This is a genomic window from Leptolyngbya sp. FACHB-8 (assembly GCF_014695575.1).
Classification (GTDB): domain Bacteria; phylum Cyanobacteriota; class Cyanobacteriia; order Elainellales; family Elainellaceae; genus Vacuolonema.
On sequence record NZ_JACJOO010000082.1, the window covers coordinates 1 to 16,977 of the forward strand.

A 16,977-nucleotide genomic window follows, 5' to 3' on the forward strand; every position below is an offset into this window, starting at 1 on the left:
TTGTTTTGCCAGACATTGTTCGGGTCTCCACTTCGCATGCGGGACTTTTGAACAATGTCTTTTTTTGTCGTTGATTTTGTCTGATACCTAAGTGTCAATTGGCGATCTCACAGTTGCTCGTCAAATCCGCCTACTGCACTGTCGTCTCCTGACAAGGGCATTGTCACCTGACAGATGATCTCAATCAAAAGCTTCTGACTGCCCTTCAAACAGTTCCGAAGTCTTGGCTCATCTCCTTAGGATGGGGGCAAGAACTCATGCAAGGTCAGGAGTTTTCCTTTGATGAAGATGATTATGATTCAAGAGAATGACATCAAATTTCTAGAAACCTATATATAGGCTCTTAGAAGCTTGATGTTGTTTTTGATTGCTTTGAAAGTTTGATCTTGGCTCTATCTAAAGATAGATGACTTGTTATAGCAACCTCAGTTTGGGATGGGTGCATCCCAGTTTTGTTAATGTGGCGGGCGAAGCCCGCCACATTAACAAAACTGGGATTTCAATCTGCAAAAGTGGGATGTACCCGTTTGGGATAAGCTGAAGCGCTATTCTGGAATATGCTTTGAGTACATTGAAAGGGTATTTTCGAGTGCTGCGCAACGCTCAGCCCTCGAAAATACCGTCAACCTGGCCTCAAGTTACGATAGTAGATTGTGGAGAAGAGAACTGCTGCCTCTAGCATTTTTGAGGGGATGCCAATTCTCCATATAAAGCAGATTACAAAAAACCGCAGAGTCAACTGCGGTGAGGGGTGTTTGTAGCAGATTTTTAACATGTCTAGTCTACCAACAAGTAATCTGTTAAATACCCTCTTAAAGGTAGAGCTCGGTTTCATTTTTATAAAAACTGGTCTGAGCTTTGTTTTAAAGGGCTATAGTGCGGCTTCCACATCATTTCTCATTTGGTTCAGACATGGGGAGGGATTGTAGGTGTGTCCTACACCCCTTCTCTGTGCTCCAACTCAATGAGAGGGGTATCAGTTGTGCACTCCCCTTTTTGGTCAATCGTTATCACTGGCCTAGAGGCGAGCTGCATCTTTGCTGCTATCAAAATGGGGCAATGAAAATGGCCCTGTTGCAACATAGCTGTAACCTAGATGTGCCGTGATAAGGAGCAGGGCGATCGCCAACAATACTTCTAAAATTTCATAGCCTGATCTCGAACGTAGCGTTGATTGAAAATTCGGCTTCTTATCCAAACGTGCTTGAGGGAATGAAGAGTGTTCTTGCGTAACAGGAGGATCTTCTATTTTTTGCTCGTTAAACTTTCTCATGCTGGCCTACCTACCGTTTATAGAAACAAGGGTCAATAATTAAATACAAAATCTCGCTTGGTATCGAAAGAATAAGCGCAGATTGAAATTCTCTATAGAAACTTTTTAGTATGTCTCTTCAAGATTTAGAAGCCTATTAGCAATAGGTCTATTGCCTACCTACCCTAATTAAGTAAGCCATCAATACTTCTACTCAAGTTAGCAATCACTAGCAATACCCGCTCCATCCTGTAGTGGGACTCAGATAAGGCTGACACGAATGGCCCGGAAACGCTCTAACCCAGCGAAGTTTTAGGAATACAAAAAAACATAACCACATTGATTTATACCATCTACTTCATATTTTATTTATATTTTTCGAATTCTGCTTTGCAAAATTTAGTATAGTGAAATCGTCGTTTAAGATACATCTAATTTTCTGAATTTATTCGGGAACTTATTTGATCATATTGTCGTCGCACGTCTAATCTGGCTTCTTTCAATAATAGAAGTAGGCCTTATTTAATCGATGGATTAACTTAAAAAATACCGTTTGTGGACGCTCTAGCAGTTGGAAGATAATGAATGGCAAAGCTATCTCCCTGTCGATTGTTGGTTGTTGACCAGTATGTCGACACATCTGAACTATTCACATTTGCCCTTGAAACAGCAGGTGCATCGGTCGTAACTGTTTCTTCTGCCACAGAAGCTTTGAGAGCTTTAGATGAAAGCCATTTTCATGGGCTGCTTTGCGAAATTGTCCTTCCCGATATGGATGGGTGTGAACTACTGCGCCGCTTACGCACGGGTACAAAAAAGTATTGGCAATATTTACCTGCGATCGCGATTACTGGATTTGTGACTAGAACCATTCAACAAGAGGTTTTAGCTGCCGGATACTCAGCTTATATGGCAAAGCCTGTAGATTTGGATCAACTCATTGCTGCGATCGCTACCCTCATCCAACCTTTATAGCCGGCGTAAGTCCTATTCGAGATAGCCCTAGAAAGAAGTTGCTTCAGAGCAGCGTAGCTATTTATGAGGATTTGCCTAGCGTGATAATCTCCTCTTATGGCATCCCTCTAAAGGTAGAATCCATCTGTTTCAAATGTTAATAAAAACCGCCATCTAATGACGGCGGAGAAAAACCCTTAAGGTATCTAGGTTTAGCATTCCCTATATTGCTTCCATTGCGACATTTAATATCCTAATGATGCGATCGCCCAATTTAGCAGGGTTAGTAAGGAACTCAGCCTAAAAACTTTAAAGTTTAGTACGTTCCCTAATTCTAACCTCAGTTCGGGATAAGCTGAAGTGCTCATTTTGGCGTGCGCTTTGCACACGCCAAAATGAGCGTTTTCGAGTGCCGCGCAACGCGCGGCACTCGAAAATGTCCTTAACCCAAACTGAGGTCGATTCTAGGGTGCTCCCTAGAATTACAAAGACGGTCTGTTTTTCTATCTAAAGGGGTATCTTTTCGTGCACAAGGATAGGTACTGTGAGAGAAATAATTAATCTTTCACTTAAAAAAAGGTTATCAACGTGTGATTTCTTCCTGGCATAATCCTCTCCCATCCGAGGAATACGCAGCTCATTTGGTAGTTGTCTGTTTCTACAGTGGCAGATGGATTCCGATCATGTTTTACCCACTCATTGATGCAATCGAATTGCATCGAAAAGCAAAACCCCTGGGGCAAGAATTCTTTATCTTTCCCTCTAGCGAAGCGCTAATCGAGAAACTTAGATTCCATGAATACTATGGACTGTAGAGGGAGAAGGCATCTTCTTCCTCACAAGCTCGTGTAGGAGCAATGGTATGTATTTACAGAGTGGATGATGAATAGAAAAGTCATCATCAAGATGCGCACAATAGATTGCTTACAGCGCTTTGCGCTTGAATCAGCCACGGTTGTTTTTGTGAGAGCCGCGCGGAGCGCGGCTCTCACAAAAACAACCAGATTTTAAGCGTTTGAAAAGCGCTATCAGTCAATGATGAATCTCCACAATTTAGGACAGTTATGTTTGAAAAGCCGCACTCAGCACGGCTTTTCAAACATAATCTGTCTGCTTCTGAGCGTGTAGCACTATATTCGAAGTTTTGATGTCGTTTACACCTCTACCTTTTCCTGGGCAGATTCAGCCTGATCGATTGCATCAGCTTCCATGTATACCAGTTCCCAAATGTGGCCATCTAAATCTTGAAACCCGTGCCCATACATGAACCCGTGGTCTTGAGGTTCGTTGTAAGTTGTACCACCAGCGGCAATTGCTGCACGAATCATTTCATCCACTTTTACTCGGCTCTCAACAGACAAGCACGTCAGCACTTCAGTACTTTTTGTGGCATCACAAATCGCGTTTGGGGTGAACGTCTTGAACTTCTCGTGGGTCAAAAGCATCACGAAGATGTTTTCAGAGACAATCATGCAGGCGGCAGTTTCATCAGTAAATTGAGGATTGAACTGAAAGCCAAGTTGTGTAAAAAACTCGATCGATTGCTTGAGATTTTTAACAGGTAGATTGACAAAAATTTGAGTACCCATGGTTTCTCTCGGCGTTGTGTGTTGTAGAACGATCTGTGAAAAACTGCAAGTAAGTTGAAGGGTGATTAGAAGATTCAGACCACCTGCTCACAGTTGACCATCCATGGTGTACCGAACTGGTCAATCAACATGCCAAAACGGGCAGACCAAAAGGTTTGAGCGATCGGCATCGTCACTTTGCCGTTTTCTGCTAAGGCGTAAAAAATAGCTTCGGCTTTGGCTGGCTCGGTAACGCTAATCTGTACGTAGAAGCCTTGAGAGGTTTCAAAATATCCGGGTGGGCAGTCAGACCCCATTAACAAGCGATCGCCCAAATCAAGGCAAGCATGCATAATTTTGTCATGCCATTCAGGTGATACATTTTCTGCCGAGGGTGCTTCCTTGTGCGTCATCATCATCGTGATCTTGCCACCGAGACATTGCTGATAGAACTTAAACGCTGCCTCGCAGTTACCATTGAACATCAGATACGGATTGATTTTCATGACTGCTCCTTTGATTCGTCTAGTGGATTTCGTTATGGATTGAGAGTAAGGACCGCTTGAGAATTTTCTGGACTAAATGGCACCGAGATATGTTCATGTAAGATCTGCCATTCGCTCTGGTGTCTCTGACAAACAGTCGTAGCGCGCATCCACATTTGCATCGCAGGATGGTCTTCTTCTCCTGTGAAATGGAATAGCCAGTGCGCAGCTGCTAAATCACCATTGACAGTAACCGTAAGATCTCGTGTTTCCATCCCAAAAGAGTCTGGGAAGTAAGGCAAACAGTCCTTCCATAATTGGCGAATTGCTTCTTTCCCTTTGGTTTGGAATGGCGGTTTGACGTCAAAGAGGATAGCCCCATCAGCATAGCGAGACATGATTTGATCCACGTCCTTTGTGCAAATAGCATGCTGTTGGTCGGTAATTAGCTGGTGAATTTGAGCTTCATGGGTTGTGTGAGTATTTTCTGTTGCTGTGTTAGAAAATGACTCTGTAAACTCAGCACTGGCTTCCTGAACATCTTCAGGAAAGTCTTCAAATTCCTGTACTTGACGGACTTCGATCGTCTCATTGCCTGAGGCCGGACAGCGAGAAGCCCACTCAATGGCTTCCTCTTTCGAGTTCACTTGAATCATCCAGTAGCCACCAAGCACCTCCTTCACGTCTGAGGAAACTCCCTCAGTCACTTCTGGCTTTCCCTCACTGAAGGTCACCCGTGCGCCCATTGAGGGTGGGTGAAGCCCTTCGAGGGTAATGAGTACACCCGCCTGTTGAAGGGATTCGTTATATTTCATCATGGCTTCAACCGCTTTGGCATCCGGCATCGCTCCTGGAGCTGCATTCTCGTAGCCTCTGGGAATCATGAGCAACATAAATCGCATTGAAGTATCTCCTTGTTCAATTTGTGGATTGAAGGTTCTAATAGTTGGATTGGGACGGTTGGCAAAATCAGGCAAGCTGGAACTAGCGAACACTAGCCTTTTGGCAAACCTGCAACTTCAAGCACAGGGCGAATCTCGACCGTGCCAACTCGGGCACCTGGAATCTGCGCGGCGATCGCGATCGCTTCATCCAGATCCTGAGCATCAATAAGGAAGAAACCGCCCAATTGTTCACGGGTCTCAGCAAATGGGCCATCGGTCACCAATGATTTGCCCTCACGTACCCGGACACTGGTTGCTGTCGCAACAGGATGGAGGGGAGCAGTCGCCAGATATTGGCCCTTTACGTTGAGTTCCTGGGCGAGTTGGGCCGATTCTGCATAGCAATGCTCCCGCTCAATTTCGCTCAGAGCATTTTCTTCCATGTAAATCAGCAGCATGTATTTCATTGGGTTGCCTCCTTTGCAAGTGAATCGAACAACAATCGCTCAAATCGACACCTCGCCAAAAAATTTCTCATTCGGTACGATTGAACTTTGCTTCCTTTGTAAGTGAATCGAACAACAATCGCTCAAATCGACACCTTGTCAAAATTTTTTGATGTCTTTTTATGTCAGGTATGGCTTCAACCTCAAAATCAGATGTAACTCAGGCGATTGCTTCAGTTTATCGGGCCGAATGGGGGCGGATTGTCGCCATCCTGATTCGACTAGTGGGAGATTTTGATATTGCAGAGGAAGCGGCACAGGAGGCGTTTGCAGCAGCAGTCAATCAGTGGGAGACCAGCGGTGTTCCCGATCTTCCTCGCGCCTGGATTATCCGCACAGCTCGCTACAAAGCGATCGATCGCCTTCGACGACGCACGCGACTCAACGAAAAACTAGAGTGGTACGCTGCATCCGGTTTAATTCCGTCGAGCGAGGAGCCCACTTACGACTCTGATGAAATTCCAGACGATCGACTACGGCTAATCTTTACCTGCTGTCACCCGGCCCTGGCAACCGAAGCACAGGTTGCTCTGACCCTGCGAATGCTAGGTGGACTGGAAACAGACGAAATTGCCCGCGCATTTCTCGTACCTACAGCGACGATGGCACAACGGCTGGTGCGTGCCAAACGCAAGATTCGAGATGCAGGAATTCCTTACAAAATGCCAGATGCAACCGATCTCGCTTCTCGAATAAACGCAGTGCTAACGGTGATTTATCTCATTTTTAATGAAGGCTATGCGGCGACTAAAGGCGAGACGATCGTCAGAGCAGACCTGTGCACTGAGGCAATCCGGCTGGGGCAACTGCTGAGGCAGTTGATGTCGCCCCAGCCTCCTCCAGAAGCGACCGCACTGGTGGCGTTGATGTTACTCCATGACTCGCGACGCGATGCGCGTCTGGATGAGGCAGGCAACCTAATTCTGCTTGAGGATCAAGACCGGAGTCGTTGGCATCACCAACAAATTGCCGAGGCGTTGCCACTGGTGGAAGAGGCATTACGGGGTGGAACGGGAGTTTATGCCCTGCAAGCGGCGATCGCAGCACTCCATTGTCAGGCTACACGAGCCGAAGAAACAGACTGGGCACAGATTGCGCAGCTTTATGGTGTGCTGGAACGTTTGCAACCATCACCGATCGTGTCGCTCAACCGGGCAGTGGCGATCGCGATGGCCGATAGTCCTCAGGTAGCACTTGGACTGATTGATAGACTTGCCACTGAACTCGACAGCTATCATCTATTCCATGCTACCCGTGCGGATTTATTGCGGCGCGTTGGAGCATTCACAGAAGCGACGCAGAGTTATACACGGGCATTGGAACTGGTTACAAATGAGAGTGAACGTCGCTTCTTGGAGCGTCGTCTGCGTGAAGCGCTGTATCCAGACTAGGGCTCCCTCTTTCGGTTCCTAGTATTCCTACTCCTGGTAGAAGCGGACACAAGCGTATGTGAGCAATACTAAAACTGATGAGAGCGCTTATAAATACCACGGGGACGAACCTATAAAGACCCCAGCTATATATACCCAAATGCCTGGCCTTACACAAGGTCAGGCATTTATACATCAAAACATGGACACAGTGTAGTAGACCTCCTGCGTGAATCATCGTGCGGTGCAGTCGCGCAACGATTCACGCTTTCAGAAATCGATTCATGCAGGAGGTCGAGTGATTGCTGGAGCTTTGTTAGACCTGGCAGTTTTCTGGAATCTTCCCTCGCTGTTGATGGCGATCGCGCTGATAGGAATGCAGCGATTACCCGGTGATATGTGAAAGGGAAGCGATCGGGCGAAAAACCAGCTCAGGAAGTGTCTCCTCCTCGTTCAATTGATTCACGTCAATTGATTAATGTAGAAAAGTCCAATTCCTGCAAGCAGAATTACAATTTTCAGCGCTGTATTTTATTTTCTGTGAAATTGTTCCCAGAAGAAATGAACCATTCAAAATAAATTATCAAACATGATTCGTTCTATTCACTCAGCTCTCCTGTTAAGTGTATTGGTAATCACCACACTAGAAAATACTCTCAATCCTGCTTATTCTGCACTGGCTCAAACTCCAGTAGTTGTAGCAACCTGTGATCTCAACCTGCCCATACAAAACCGCCTGGGGATGGCATCAGAGCAGGCTCGTTCTGCGCTTGAGCAATCGCATTCAGAAGAAGCTCTGCAATCGTTACAAGCAGCATTGGCGATCGCCGCTCAGTTACAAAATCCGCGCCTTCAAGCAGACTTTTTACAGCAATGGTTGTTAGATGCCAATGAAGGTTATCCCACCACACGATGGCAGCGGTTAACGCAGAACCTTGATCAACAAGCTCAATCGGCTCAACTTCAAGCAACCTTAGGGCAGTTTTCCCAAACTGCAAATCAACTTACGCCAGCCTATAGCTACGTCAAAACTCGCTCATTAGCCGCGATCGCCCGTTACTCCATCACCTTAGATCCAGGCGAAAATCAGCAAGCCAGACAAGCACTAGAACAAGCACGTCAGGCGGCAACATCCATTCGTGGTGAAGTTTTTACCGCAAGTGCTTTGATCGATGTTGCAGAAGCATACGCTCTGATGGACGACACAACATCGGCGCTGGTCGTTCTCACTCAAGTTGGAGGAGCGGTTGAGCAAATTCCACCCAATACATCTGAACCGCTTAAGTGGTTCATCCTTCAGCGTATGGCAACCACCTACGCTCAAATTGGCTACTTCACAAATGCCCAAGCAATTGCAGACCGTTTGCCCGATCAATACGAAATTCAATCAATCGCCTTACGAGGAATTGTTGAAGGAATGATTATCTGGCGAACGGATGGCCATTTCACCCAAGCAGAAGCATCAGCGCAATCAATTCCCGCTATAACTCAACGGATTCAGGCATTTGAGGCACTGGCGATCGCTTACTACAACATCAATCAACCTGCTAAAGCTGAGCAATGGGTCAGTCAGGCAAGACAACTGGCAGAATCGGCAAACGGGCTGCCCAATCCGGAATTTACCTATAGAAATTTGGTCGAAACTTACTTGCAATTGGGACAACGCGACGAAGCTCTGCAACTAACACAAACAGCGTTAAGGTCATCGCGGCAAGAGGTAACCAAGTCTGTGCTGGTTGCCTTTAGCCAGGCTGGGCAGCATGATGTGGTTGAATCGTGGCTGTCCGAACAGTTGAGCTATGTTGAAACGGTTCCGGACTCCTCGGAACAACGCTTTCACTTACAAGATATGCTTCAAGTAGCGATCGCCACTCAGCAGTTTGAATGGGTTGGCAAAGAATGGAACCGCATTGCCGCCATTGATTACGGTCCTCAAGATGCGCAAGTGGTCGAAATCGCAACCGCTTATGCAGCCACGGGTCAATACACTCAAGCGGCTCAATGGGCACAACAACTTCCTCTCGACAACCGTCCAGTTTTGCGGGTTCGATTATTAGCGGCGATCGCCCTCAAAGCCCATCAAGCAGGCCAAACCAGTTGGGCCAATGATTTGCTACAGCAGACGTTACAGAGTGTAGATTCTCTCACCGCAGCCTACCAACGCCAATTTCCCGAAGATTTGACGGAGGGTCCTCGAGCCAAGCCCAGCGCTCTTACTGCGCTTGCAGTTGTGTATTCGCAAACTGGGCAGAATGACCTGATGCGTCAACTCCTGCAACAGGTCAGTCAGTTAGATGAGTCGATAATAAACCCGACATTGGGTGGGCCTGTTGATCAGCCGTTTGCTGTATTTATGGATGCGCAACAATATGTCGGCGCTCTGCAACTCGCGCAAGCTACCCCCAACTCAGACGCTCGCGAATCACGCTTACAGACCAGTGCGACAGCTTTAGTACAGCAAAATCGCTTTGACTTGGCACTGCCCGTTGTCGATCAACTCGTCGAGCCAAGCCATAAAACTCAGCTATTATTGGCGATCGCTCAACGCTATGGCGATTTACAGCAGGTTAATGCAGCACTCCCCATTCTCGCTCAAGCATTCCAGTTCGCTCAAACCATTCCTGGCGAGGAATCACAGGTCGATCGGTTTGGGGTAGATGGCTTAACGATTCTCGATAGGACCGATGATCGGGGTAGCTTGTTAGAAGCGATCGCGTTGCAATACGCCCAATTTGGGCAGGGCGATCGGGCACGGCAGGTTGCTGATCGGCTTCAGGAGGCGCGTTTGCGTCAACAGGTTATGCAATCCATTCAATGTGTGATGCGGAGTAACGTTGCTAGGTAACCTGAGGTTATTGCTATCGTCCGTTCAACCTTGGGTACTTTAAGGTAGCTTTACCTTTCTGTATTTACGATGGGCCACCTACAACGCATCCAACAGGTCGCTGCTTCCTGGCTTCCTGAGAAAGTAACAACCGCATCCAGAAGCGAGCTAACAACCTTCCAACTCCATAGCTACGGTCAGGAGAACAGTGGTCTATCGGGAGCGGAAATCCAACCCATTATGGAATGGGTATCGTTAAGCATTTACAAGTCTGGCTGTGCTGGAGTATCTCATCTATTTTGGGTGCTGCCTCAAGACGACCTGCGACAGAAGTTGCAACGACTCTACCGAAATGGTCACATCATTTTGGGGTATCGATGCGGCGATCGCATGGCCCCCCCTCCAAATGGTTTCTATTGGCGGATGGTGACGCAGCACAAATCCACACGGATTTATCAACTGAAGGTGAAGGATAACTGACCCAGACCCCCAGTAGATCGAGCCGTGATACTGCCTGAACAACACGTAAAATAGACCTCTTCCCTGTCCTGTAGGCTTCACAGTGCGAGGAGGAAAAGACTTGTGGCATTTCAATGCTGACCTATAACGCGTCGCCCACCGAGCTGGGACCAGAGGTGATAGCCTTTATAAGGACGCACTGGTCAAGTAAGCACGCTCTCATAGCAGGCGTAGGTTGCCTCCCCAAAACACACAAACCGTACCTGCTGGATGGTTACATCTTGGTTCAAGAACTCTTTGACCTCGTGAACGGCGATTTGAGTTGCCTGCTCCAGTGGAAAACCATAGACGCCTGTGCTGATAGCTGGAAAGGCAATGGTCTGGATCGAATGCTTCACAGCCAGATCAAGACTGCTGCGATAGCAACGGGCTAATAACTCAGCTTCGTGATACTTCCCTCCATGCCAGATAGGGCCGACGGTATGGATGACCCAGTTGGCCAAAAGGTTATACCCTTTGGTAATTTTTGCTTGCCCTGTTTGGCAACCTCCTAATTTCCGGCATTCCTCTAACAATTGAGGCCCAGCAGCGCGGTGAATGGCTCCATCTACTCCGCCACCCCCTAACAGTGATTCATTGGCAGCATTGACGATCGCATCTACATCCTGCCGTGTAATGTCCCCTTGAATAATTGCAACTCGCTGTTGCCATCCTGCTGTTGAAATGTCGGAAGCCATTTGGTTATGGATTTGAGCTAAGCGGTTTAGACGGGCTAAAATATGCCCCTAGTCAAGCATCCGGGCTATGTGCCCACTGTTAAAACGTTAACTATTAAGCGTATAGGGAGAGCAGCCTGCTAAAGTTATGACGATTCCGCTCCTAAAATAGTCTGTTTTTTAGGCATGTACAAGCTTAGGAGGTTATTTACCCAGGATGTTGGTGTTTTGCCCGCTTCGCGGGCAAAACACCAACATCCTGGGGGTAATTTCATTGCTGGAAATCTCCTTAGAAGAGGCTGGAGGTAATTTTGAGATGTGATACTCGGCAACTTCCTTACCCTTACCACGGCACAGGTTGACCATCTCGGAAGAAACCACCGGTTGGTCCATTGTCAGCTAGCATGACAGCCCAAACGACGCTGGCGGCCCCATCTTCTACAGGTCGCCCACCTGCGCCTCCCATATCGGTTGCCACCCATCCAGGACAGATGGCATTGACTAAAATTCCTGCGCTCTTCAGTTCAGCTGCCAGGGAACGTGTAAAAGCATTTAATGCAGCTTTGGAGACGCTATAGGCAGGAGTGCCGTTGTCCATACTGGCGATCGAGCCGGCTCCGCTCGAAACATTAACAATCCGACCGTGTTGGCTACGCCGTAGTAAGGGGACAAATGCTTTACACATTCGCCACGGCCCCAGCATATTGGTGTTGATCGCTTCCTGCACCGTGTCTAAGTCTGCTGTGCTGGGCTGTTGCCAAGTATCGTAGAGAATGCCTGCATTATTAATCAAAATATCTAAATGTCCATACTCTTGCTCCACTTGAGCAGCCAGCCGAGTCATACTCTCTGGATCGGTGACATCGAGTTGGCGTGGAAAAACGGGTAACCCTGCGCTGATGAGCGGTATGGCTGCGGCTTCGCCTTTTTGTAAATCCCGTGCTCCAAGGATGACGGTTATCCCCTTTTGAGCAAGTTGCCGCACCACTTCCAATCCAATTCCACGATTTGCTCCTGTAACAATGGCAATTTGTTCTGGTTGCATTATGGGCGATCGCTCCATTTACAATCGGGAGGGCAGGGTTTTAGGTGCCCGTTAGTTAGACAAAATACTTAACTGTCTCAGCATTCCCACAGGCGCTGGCTCCTTTCCCACAGGCTGCTATCCTGCTGTTATATGGCAAACAAGACCATGAAAAAGGAAGCGCTACAGTTCCTCATGTTTGGCGATCGCATCCTCTGACACGGTGGACATCTCGGCCAGAGAATGTTGAATGCTTCCTTCCCCATACCCCAGGTCATACAGGCTTGCTTGCTCGGGATCGGTTTCGGGGGGGCACTTGGAATAGCCCATGAGTGCATCCGCCTTGCCACGACTAAACCAATCTTCCTCGGCAATTTGCTTGGGGACATCTTTTGAGTCATCAGCAAACATATTTACAATTTCTCCTAAATAGAATCATGCTTTGCAACAGTTGTCTCACAGTGTAGTCATACTGGGCTAAAACACAGCCATCCTGCGGTAGAGATAGAGCCTCTAAAGTGGTAGAAGAGGTGTTTATATGCCTAATATTTCAGGACTTACGCATTGTTGTGAGTGGGTGCTCCGCACCCCACTCACAACAACATGCACTACAGGTAGCGGACTTGTGTAAGTCCTGTATTTGTAAGCTACTGAACCAAATCGCCAGTGTTGAGGCCATAACTTTAACTAGCCCAGTTCTCCTAGCTTGTATTGAGGGGGATGGTTTACGCACTCTCATTCTGTGAGCTTCACATCGATTTGGGGTGAGCTACTTAATAAGTTTTTGACTGAGAGGAATTCGAATTGAAAACTCAGTACCTTCTCCCGGTTGAGATCGGCACTCTAAAACCCCCTGATGACGCTCAACGACCACTTGGTAGCTGATGGCCAACCCCATACCAGTGCCAACACCAACACACTTCGTCGTAAAAAACGGATCAAAAATTTGTTGTGCTATATCCGCTGTCATGCCCGGACCATTATCGGCAATCTGAATACTGATATATTGATCATCTGTAATACTTGTGGAGATCTGAATAGTTGGAACAGTCTGTTTTTGATTTTCTTCTAATAATGCATCAATCGCATTATTCAAAATATTCATAAATACTTGGTTAAGCTGGCCCGCATAGCATTCCACAAGGGGGAGGTCTCCATAATTTTTGATAACTTCAATATCAGAATCATGGGAGTTAGCTTTTAACCGATGCCCTAAAATTGTCAAAGTGCTATCTATCCCCTGGTGAATATCTACTTTTTTCAGGCCTGCTTCGTCTAAACGCGAGAAAATACGTAAAGATAGAACAATTTCCCGAATACGTTCTATCCCCACTTTCATAGAAGTCAGCAATTTAGGAAAGTCATTTAACATAAATTCCAAATCGGCTTCTTCGATTTTGGCTTGAATTTCACAATCAGTAGTCGGAAACTTTTGTTGATAAAGTTGTAATAATTCAATTAGCACTTGAGTATATTGATGAGTATGGTCTAGATTGCCATAAATAAAGTTGACTGGATTATTAATTTCATGGGCAACTCCGGCAACAAGCAGCCCCAGACTTGACATTTTCTCAGCTTGAATAAGCTGCGTCTGAGTTTGTCTTAAATTGAGTAGAGTTTCTTTTAATTTTGTCTCTGCTTGTCGTCGTTCCTCGATCTCAGTTATCAATGCTTGTTGTGTGTTTTTAAGCGTCAAATGAATATTGATACGAGCTAAAACTTCTTCAATTTCTATTGGTTTTGTAATGTAGTCAACTGCTCCCATTTGTAGTCCTGCAAGCTTATTGACAGAATCTGAAAGCGCCGTCATAAAGATAACAGGAATATTTTTGCTGTTCTCATCAGCTTTGAGGCGACGGCAGGTTTCAAATCCATCAATTCCAGGCATCATTACATCCAACAAGATCAAATCTGGCTGGATAAAAGGTAGCTTTTCAAGAGCTATTTCACCACTTTTAGCGACAGAAACCTCGAACCCTGCAGTATTAAGAACGTCCAGCAAGATTTTGATGTTATTAGGAGTATCATCGACTATTAATATGGAATTTGAGGTTGTCATATTCATTGTTCTAAACTGTCATGGGCCAGATTGGTCTGCATCAATTGGGCGATCGCATCAATCTCAAATTCATCTGCAAGGGCTAAAACTTTACTGGCAAAAGCACTATATTTGGGATTCATTTGCTTCAGTCGTTGAGCCTCTGCTTGAATAGTGACGACCCGACATCGTTGTACTGCTTCATAAAGGTCTTCGAGTTCGGCGGCCAGCGGAATGATGAGTTCTGCTTCGGAGGGTTGCTCTGTTACTATCTCAGAAATCTGATCGACGGGCTGATAAATCCATTGCAGATGGAGCAGTTGTTGGAGTTGTCCGAGTAATTCATCGGCCTGTACGGGTTTGGGCAGGAAATGATTACAGCCTGCATTGATAGCTTCCTGACGATTGAAATCAAAAACACTGGCAGATGATGCAATGATGATTGTATTTTGCAATTCAGTACATTGGCGTAGGTGTCTCACCATGGCGAATCCATCCATAATGGGCATCGCCAAATCTGCAATGATTAAATCGGGGTGAATTTGGGTGGCGATCGCCAAACCCTCCTGACCATGGGTTGCCTCAAAAACTTCAAATCCAATTGGCTCCAACAAATGTCGGATTACCGAGCGATTCTCCCACCGATCATCCACGACTAATATCTTCTGCGCCTTGCCTTCAAATCCCGTAATCTCTCCAAACTGTGTTGTTCTAGACGTATTTCTCCATTCCTGCGCTTCGGGTAACACGACCTCAAACCAGAAAGTGCTACCTTTTCCAGGCTCGCTCTGCACTTCGATAGTGCTTTCCATCAGGGTTACGATTTTTTTGCTAATCGCTAATCCCAACCCTGTTCCCTCACTTTGCTTTGCAGAACTTCCAACCTGCTCAAATGGCAAAAAGATCCTTTCTAGCTGTTCAGGGGACATTCCTACCCCTGTATCTTTGACTTGGAAGCGGATTTTGAGTGGTTTTCGAGGATAATCTTCAGCTTCTTGCCAAGTCGCTTCATTAATCCCATGCTCAACTTTGACGGTAAAGCTGACCTCCCCTTGGTCCGTGAATTTAATTGCATTACTCAACAAATTAATCAAAACTTGACGCAACCGTTTCTCATCCGCATGGATTCCATCGGGGAGGTGAATATCAGGCTGATAGGAAAATGTAATGCCCTTTTGTTCTGCCTTGATCCGACAAATCTCAATCACCCCTTCCAGAAAAGATGGGAAATGAAAATCCTTTGGAAAAAGCTCCATTTTTCTGGCTTCGATTTTGGAGAGATCAAGAATATCGTTGATTAATACCAATAAATAGGAGCCGCATTGGTAGATGGTTTCAATCGCTTTTTGCTCTGCATTGTTGGAGTTCTTAGCCCGAAGAATTTGAGCATAGCCGAGGATACCGTTGAGCGGGGTACGAAGCTCATGGCTCATATTGGCCAAAAAATCACTCTTAGCCTGATTCGCGCGATCGGCAAGGAGTTTAGCCTCCCTTAACTCCGTAGTGCGTTCTTCGACTCGAAGCTCTAGTTCATCGTTGGCCTGCCTCAATTTAATATTGGCTCTGCGGTTTTCTGCGAGTACGGTGCAGAGAATTAGAGTTGTGACGGAAAGAACACAAATAAAAGATTGTAAAAGACTCAGGGATTGTGTGACAGATTCTCTAGCAAAAGAGCCAAATCCACGGGCAGTCCCAAACGTTGAAATAATAGAGACGATTAGTACCAGAAGAGTTGATTCCCGTTGTTCAAACCGAAAGGCCGCCCAAATTAGGAGGGGAATCATCATATATTCGATTGGATAGCCCCCCCAAAATGCAACTCGGCTCACAGAAACGGATAGAAGTAACAGAAAGGTAAACTCAATCAGCTTCTGTTTTTGGCTGCGAGATACGTTAGTAAACGTTGCGGCATAAGCTGCCTTAAAACTTCCCCATGGTTTGAAAGAATAGAACCAGGACAAACCAACGGGGGTAACAATCAGCATTCCGGCGAACACAGCCATATACCAGGTTCGCCAAGTAAACAGAAAATCTGCCCACGGCGTAATTCCGTAAAAACATAATGCTCCCGTAGCAATGGTAGAACTCAGTACTGGGTTCACCATCAACAACACAACAAATCGGAAAATGTCGTGCGATCGCTCTAGAGGGTTCTGCCGTCTAATAAACTGGCGAAGCAAAAATGCCGTTACCAAGGCATCAGAGAGATCGGCTGTGGCAATGACCGCGCTCAACAGAGGATTATCTGGATAGAACAGCAAATAATTGCAAAGCCAATCTATCAGCAACAAAGCAGGCCAAATACGATAACCCAACAGTAAAACTGCAATCAGAAAAACACCTGAAGACGGCCAGAGTGCTGTGTAAGCCCCTTGATAGGACAGAATTCCACCCAATTTAACCAGGCCATAATGAATTGGACCGAGAGCCAGGGCTACAAGAAAAACAGTCCAGTTCAAAACAGGTGGAAACTTTCTGCGTGGAATGCTCTGTTGCATAACTCTCTTCTGGATAAGGTCTTCTGGTCACCAAGTAGGAACCCATACTGGAAGCAACGAAATCTATTGAACATGATTTCGTTATCTAAGCCTCGGAGGAGTAGTGGGCATCCGAGAATACTCAGAGTATGCCCCCAAGCTACCCATTGTTAACGTAATTTTACTTAATCAAAATCTATTTATATAGCAATATGCCTGTGCTTTAAGTGCCCCATCCCAACGTACTTAATCAACGCCCACAGCGCTATATGTATATCTTGTACCGACTTGAGCATTAGAAAACCTGAGTTCGGGTTAAGGGCCTTTTCGAGTGCCGCGCAACGCGCGGCACTCGAAAAGGCCCTTAACCCGAACTGAGGTTAGAAAGAGTTATAGGGCACAAAAAAGGGTGGGAATCTC

15 protein-coding genes and 1 pseudogene are annotated in these 16,977 nt (G+C 46.4%); 5 read left to right on the forward strand and 11 right to left on the reverse strand.

What is annotated here, in order from left to right; all coding sequences use genetic code 11:
• Positions 1–1,018: 1,018 nt before the first annotated feature.
• Positions 1,019–1,273 (reverse strand): hypothetical protein, encoded by a 255-nt coding sequence (locus tag H6F91_RS23205; protein ID WP_190789513.1) that lies wholly within the window; start codon positions 1,271–1,273, stop codon positions 1,019–1,021.
• Positions 1,274–1,837: 564 nt separating this feature from the next.
• On the opposite strand from H6F91_RS23205, the gene H6F91_RS23210 reads away from it, so the two are divergent.
• Entirely contained in the window at positions 1,838–2,227 is a 390-nt protein-coding gene (locus tag H6F91_RS23210) for a response regulator (RefSeq protein ID WP_190789514.1), read from the forward strand.
• 1,133 nt (positions 2,228–3,360) lie between these two features.
• On the opposite strand, the gene H6F91_RS23215 is transcribed toward H6F91_RS23210, so the two are convergent.
• The 5 genes and pseudogenes from H6F91_RS23215 to H6F91_RS23230 form a co-directional block, all read right to left on the reverse strand.
• The gene (locus tag H6F91_RS23215; protein WP_190773177.1) at positions 3,361–3,795 is read right to left on the reverse strand and encodes a VOC family protein; all 435 of its coding nucleotides are present in this window, start codon (positions 3,793–3,795) and stop codon (positions 3,361–3,363) included.
• A 74-nt stretch (positions 3,796–3,869) separates the two neighbouring features.
• Positions 3,870–4,280 carry a VOC family protein gene (locus H6F91_RS23220; RefSeq protein WP_190773178.1) on the reverse strand — a complete coding sequence of 137 codons (411 nt, stop codon included), beginning with the start codon at positions 4,278–4,280 and terminating at the stop codon, positions 3,870–3,872.
• Positions 4,281–4,312: 32 nt separating this feature from the next.
• On the reverse strand, positions 4,313–4,717 hold the full coding sequence (locus H6F91_RS28640; RefSeq protein ID WP_347280077.1) for a nuclear transport factor 2 family protein: 405 nt from the start codon (positions 4,715–4,717) through the stop codon (positions 4,313–4,315).
• A gap of 63 nt (positions 4,718–4,780) precedes the next feature.
• Positions 4,781–5,161, reverse strand: a pseudogene (locus H6F91_RS28645) (YciI family protein); the annotation flags it as partial.
• A gap of 92 nt (positions 5,162–5,253) precedes the next feature.
• A complete protein-coding gene (locus H6F91_RS23230; protein ID WP_190773180.1) occupies positions 5,254–5,610 on the reverse strand; it encodes a YciI family protein in 357 nt (118 codons plus the stop codon).
• A gap of 170 nt (positions 5,611–5,780) precedes the next feature.
• Here H6F91_RS23230 and H6F91_RS23235 point away from each other — a divergent pair, with 170 nt between their 5' ends.
• The 4 genes from H6F91_RS23235 (at position 5,781) to H6F91_RS23250 (ending at position 10,323) form a co-directional block, all read left to right on the forward strand.
• Positions 5,781–7,040, forward strand: a complete 1,260-nt coding sequence (locus tag H6F91_RS23235) for an RNA polymerase sigma factor (protein ID WP_190773181.1) — start codon at positions 5,781–5,783, stop codon at positions 7,038–7,040.
• 208 nt (positions 7,041–7,248) lie between these two features.
• Positions 7,249–7,422 carry a hypothetical protein gene (locus H6F91_RS23240; protein ID WP_190773182.1) on the forward strand — a complete coding sequence of 58 codons (174 nt, stop codon included), beginning with the start codon at positions 7,249–7,251 and terminating at the stop codon, positions 7,420–7,422.
• Positions 7,423–7,608: 186 nt separating this feature from the next.
• Positions 7,609–9,864 carry a tetratricopeptide repeat protein gene (locus tag H6F91_RS23245; protein WP_190773183.1) on the forward strand — a complete coding sequence of 752 codons (2,256 nt, stop codon included), beginning with the start codon at positions 7,609–7,611 and terminating at the stop codon, positions 9,862–9,864.
• Positions 9,865–9,933: 69 nt separating this feature from the next.
• A complete protein-coding gene (locus H6F91_RS23250) occupies positions 9,934–10,323 on the forward strand; it encodes a hypothetical protein (protein WP_190773184.1) in 390 nt (129 codons plus the stop codon).
• 182 nt (positions 10,324–10,505) lie between these two features.
• Here H6F91_RS23250 and H6F91_RS23255 read toward each other — a convergent pair whose 3' ends face one another.
• The 5 genes from H6F91_RS23255 to H6F91_RS23275 all read right to left on the reverse strand — a co-directional run bounded on the left by H6F91_RS23255 (position 10,506) and on the right by H6F91_RS23275 (position 16,578).
• The gene (locus H6F91_RS23255; RefSeq protein WP_190773185.1) at positions 10,506–11,039 is read right to left on the reverse strand and encodes an O-acetyl-ADP-ribose deacetylase; all 534 of its coding nucleotides are present in this window, start codon (positions 11,037–11,039) and stop codon (positions 10,506–10,508) included.
• A gap of 322 nt (positions 11,040–11,361) precedes the next feature.
• A complete protein-coding gene (locus H6F91_RS23260) occupies positions 11,362–12,063 on the reverse strand; it encodes an SDR family oxidoreductase (protein WP_190773186.1) in 702 nt (233 codons plus the stop codon).
• A 162-nt stretch (positions 12,064–12,225) separates the two neighbouring features.
• On the reverse strand, positions 12,226–12,453 hold the full coding sequence (locus H6F91_RS23265) for a hypothetical protein (RefSeq protein WP_190773187.1): 228 nt from the start codon (positions 12,451–12,453) through the stop codon (positions 12,226–12,228).
• Between the two features lie 358 nt (positions 12,454–12,811).
• Positions 12,812–14,107 carry a response regulator gene (locus tag H6F91_RS23270; protein WP_190773188.1) on the reverse strand — a complete coding sequence of 432 codons (1,296 nt, stop codon included), beginning with the start codon at positions 14,105–14,107 and terminating at the stop codon, positions 12,812–12,814.
• On the reverse strand, positions 14,104–16,578 hold the full coding sequence (locus H6F91_RS23275; protein ID WP_190773189.1) for an MASE1 domain-containing protein: 2,475 nt from the start codon (positions 16,576–16,578) through the stop codon (positions 14,104–14,106). Before H6F91_RS23275 ends, H6F91_RS23270 begins: the two co-directional genes overlap by 4 nt.
• Between the last annotated feature and the right edge of the window lie 399 nt (positions 16,579–16,977).

Coding starts and splice junctions, on each gene's coding strand:
- H6F91_RS23205 (WP_190789513.1), bottom strand. CDS start 1,273: ATGAGAAAGTTTAACGAGCAAAAAATAGAAGATCCTCCTGTTACGCAA.
- H6F91_RS23210 (WP_190789514.1), top strand. CDS start 1,838: ATGGCAAAGCTATCTCCCTGTCGATTGTTGGTTGTTGACCAGTATGTC.
- H6F91_RS23215 (WP_190773177.1), bottom strand. CDS start 3,795: ATGGGTACTCAAATTTTTGTCAATCTACCTGTTAAAAATCTCAAGCAA.
- H6F91_RS23220 (WP_190773178.1), bottom strand. CDS start 4,280: ATGAAAATCAATCCGTATCTGATGTTCAATGGTAACTGCGAGGCAGCG.
- H6F91_RS23230 (WP_190773180.1), bottom strand. CDS start 5,610: ATGAAATACATGCTGCTGATTTACATGGAAGAAAATGCTCTGAGCGAA.
- H6F91_RS23235 (WP_190773181.1), top strand. CDS start 5,781: ATGGCTTCAACCTCAAAATCAGATGTAACTCAGGCGATTGCTTCAGTT.
- H6F91_RS23245 (WP_190773183.1), top strand. CDS start 7,609: ATGATTCGTTCTATTCACTCAGCTCTCCTGTTAAGTGTATTGGTAATC.
- H6F91_RS23250 (WP_190773184.1), top strand. CDS start 9,934: ATGGGCCACCTACAACGCATCCAACAGGTCGCTGCTTCCTGGCTTCCT.
- H6F91_RS23255 (WP_190773185.1), bottom strand. CDS start 11,039: ATGGCTTCCGACATTTCAACAGCAGGATGGCAACAGCGAGTTGCAATT.
- H6F91_RS23260 (WP_190773186.1), bottom strand. CDS start 12,063: ATGCAACCAGAACAAATTGCCATTGTTACAGGAGCAAATCGTGGAATT.
- H6F91_RS23265 (WP_190773187.1), bottom strand. CDS start 12,453: ATGTTTGCTGATGACTCAAAAGATGTCCCCAAGCAAATTGCCGAGGAA.
- H6F91_RS23270 (WP_190773188.1), bottom strand. CDS start 14,107: ATGAATATGACAACCTCAAATTCCATATTAATAGTCGATGATACTCCT.
- H6F91_RS23275 (WP_190773189.1), bottom strand. CDS start 16,578: ATGCAACAGAGCATTCCACGCAGAAAGTTTCCACCTGTTTTGAACTGG.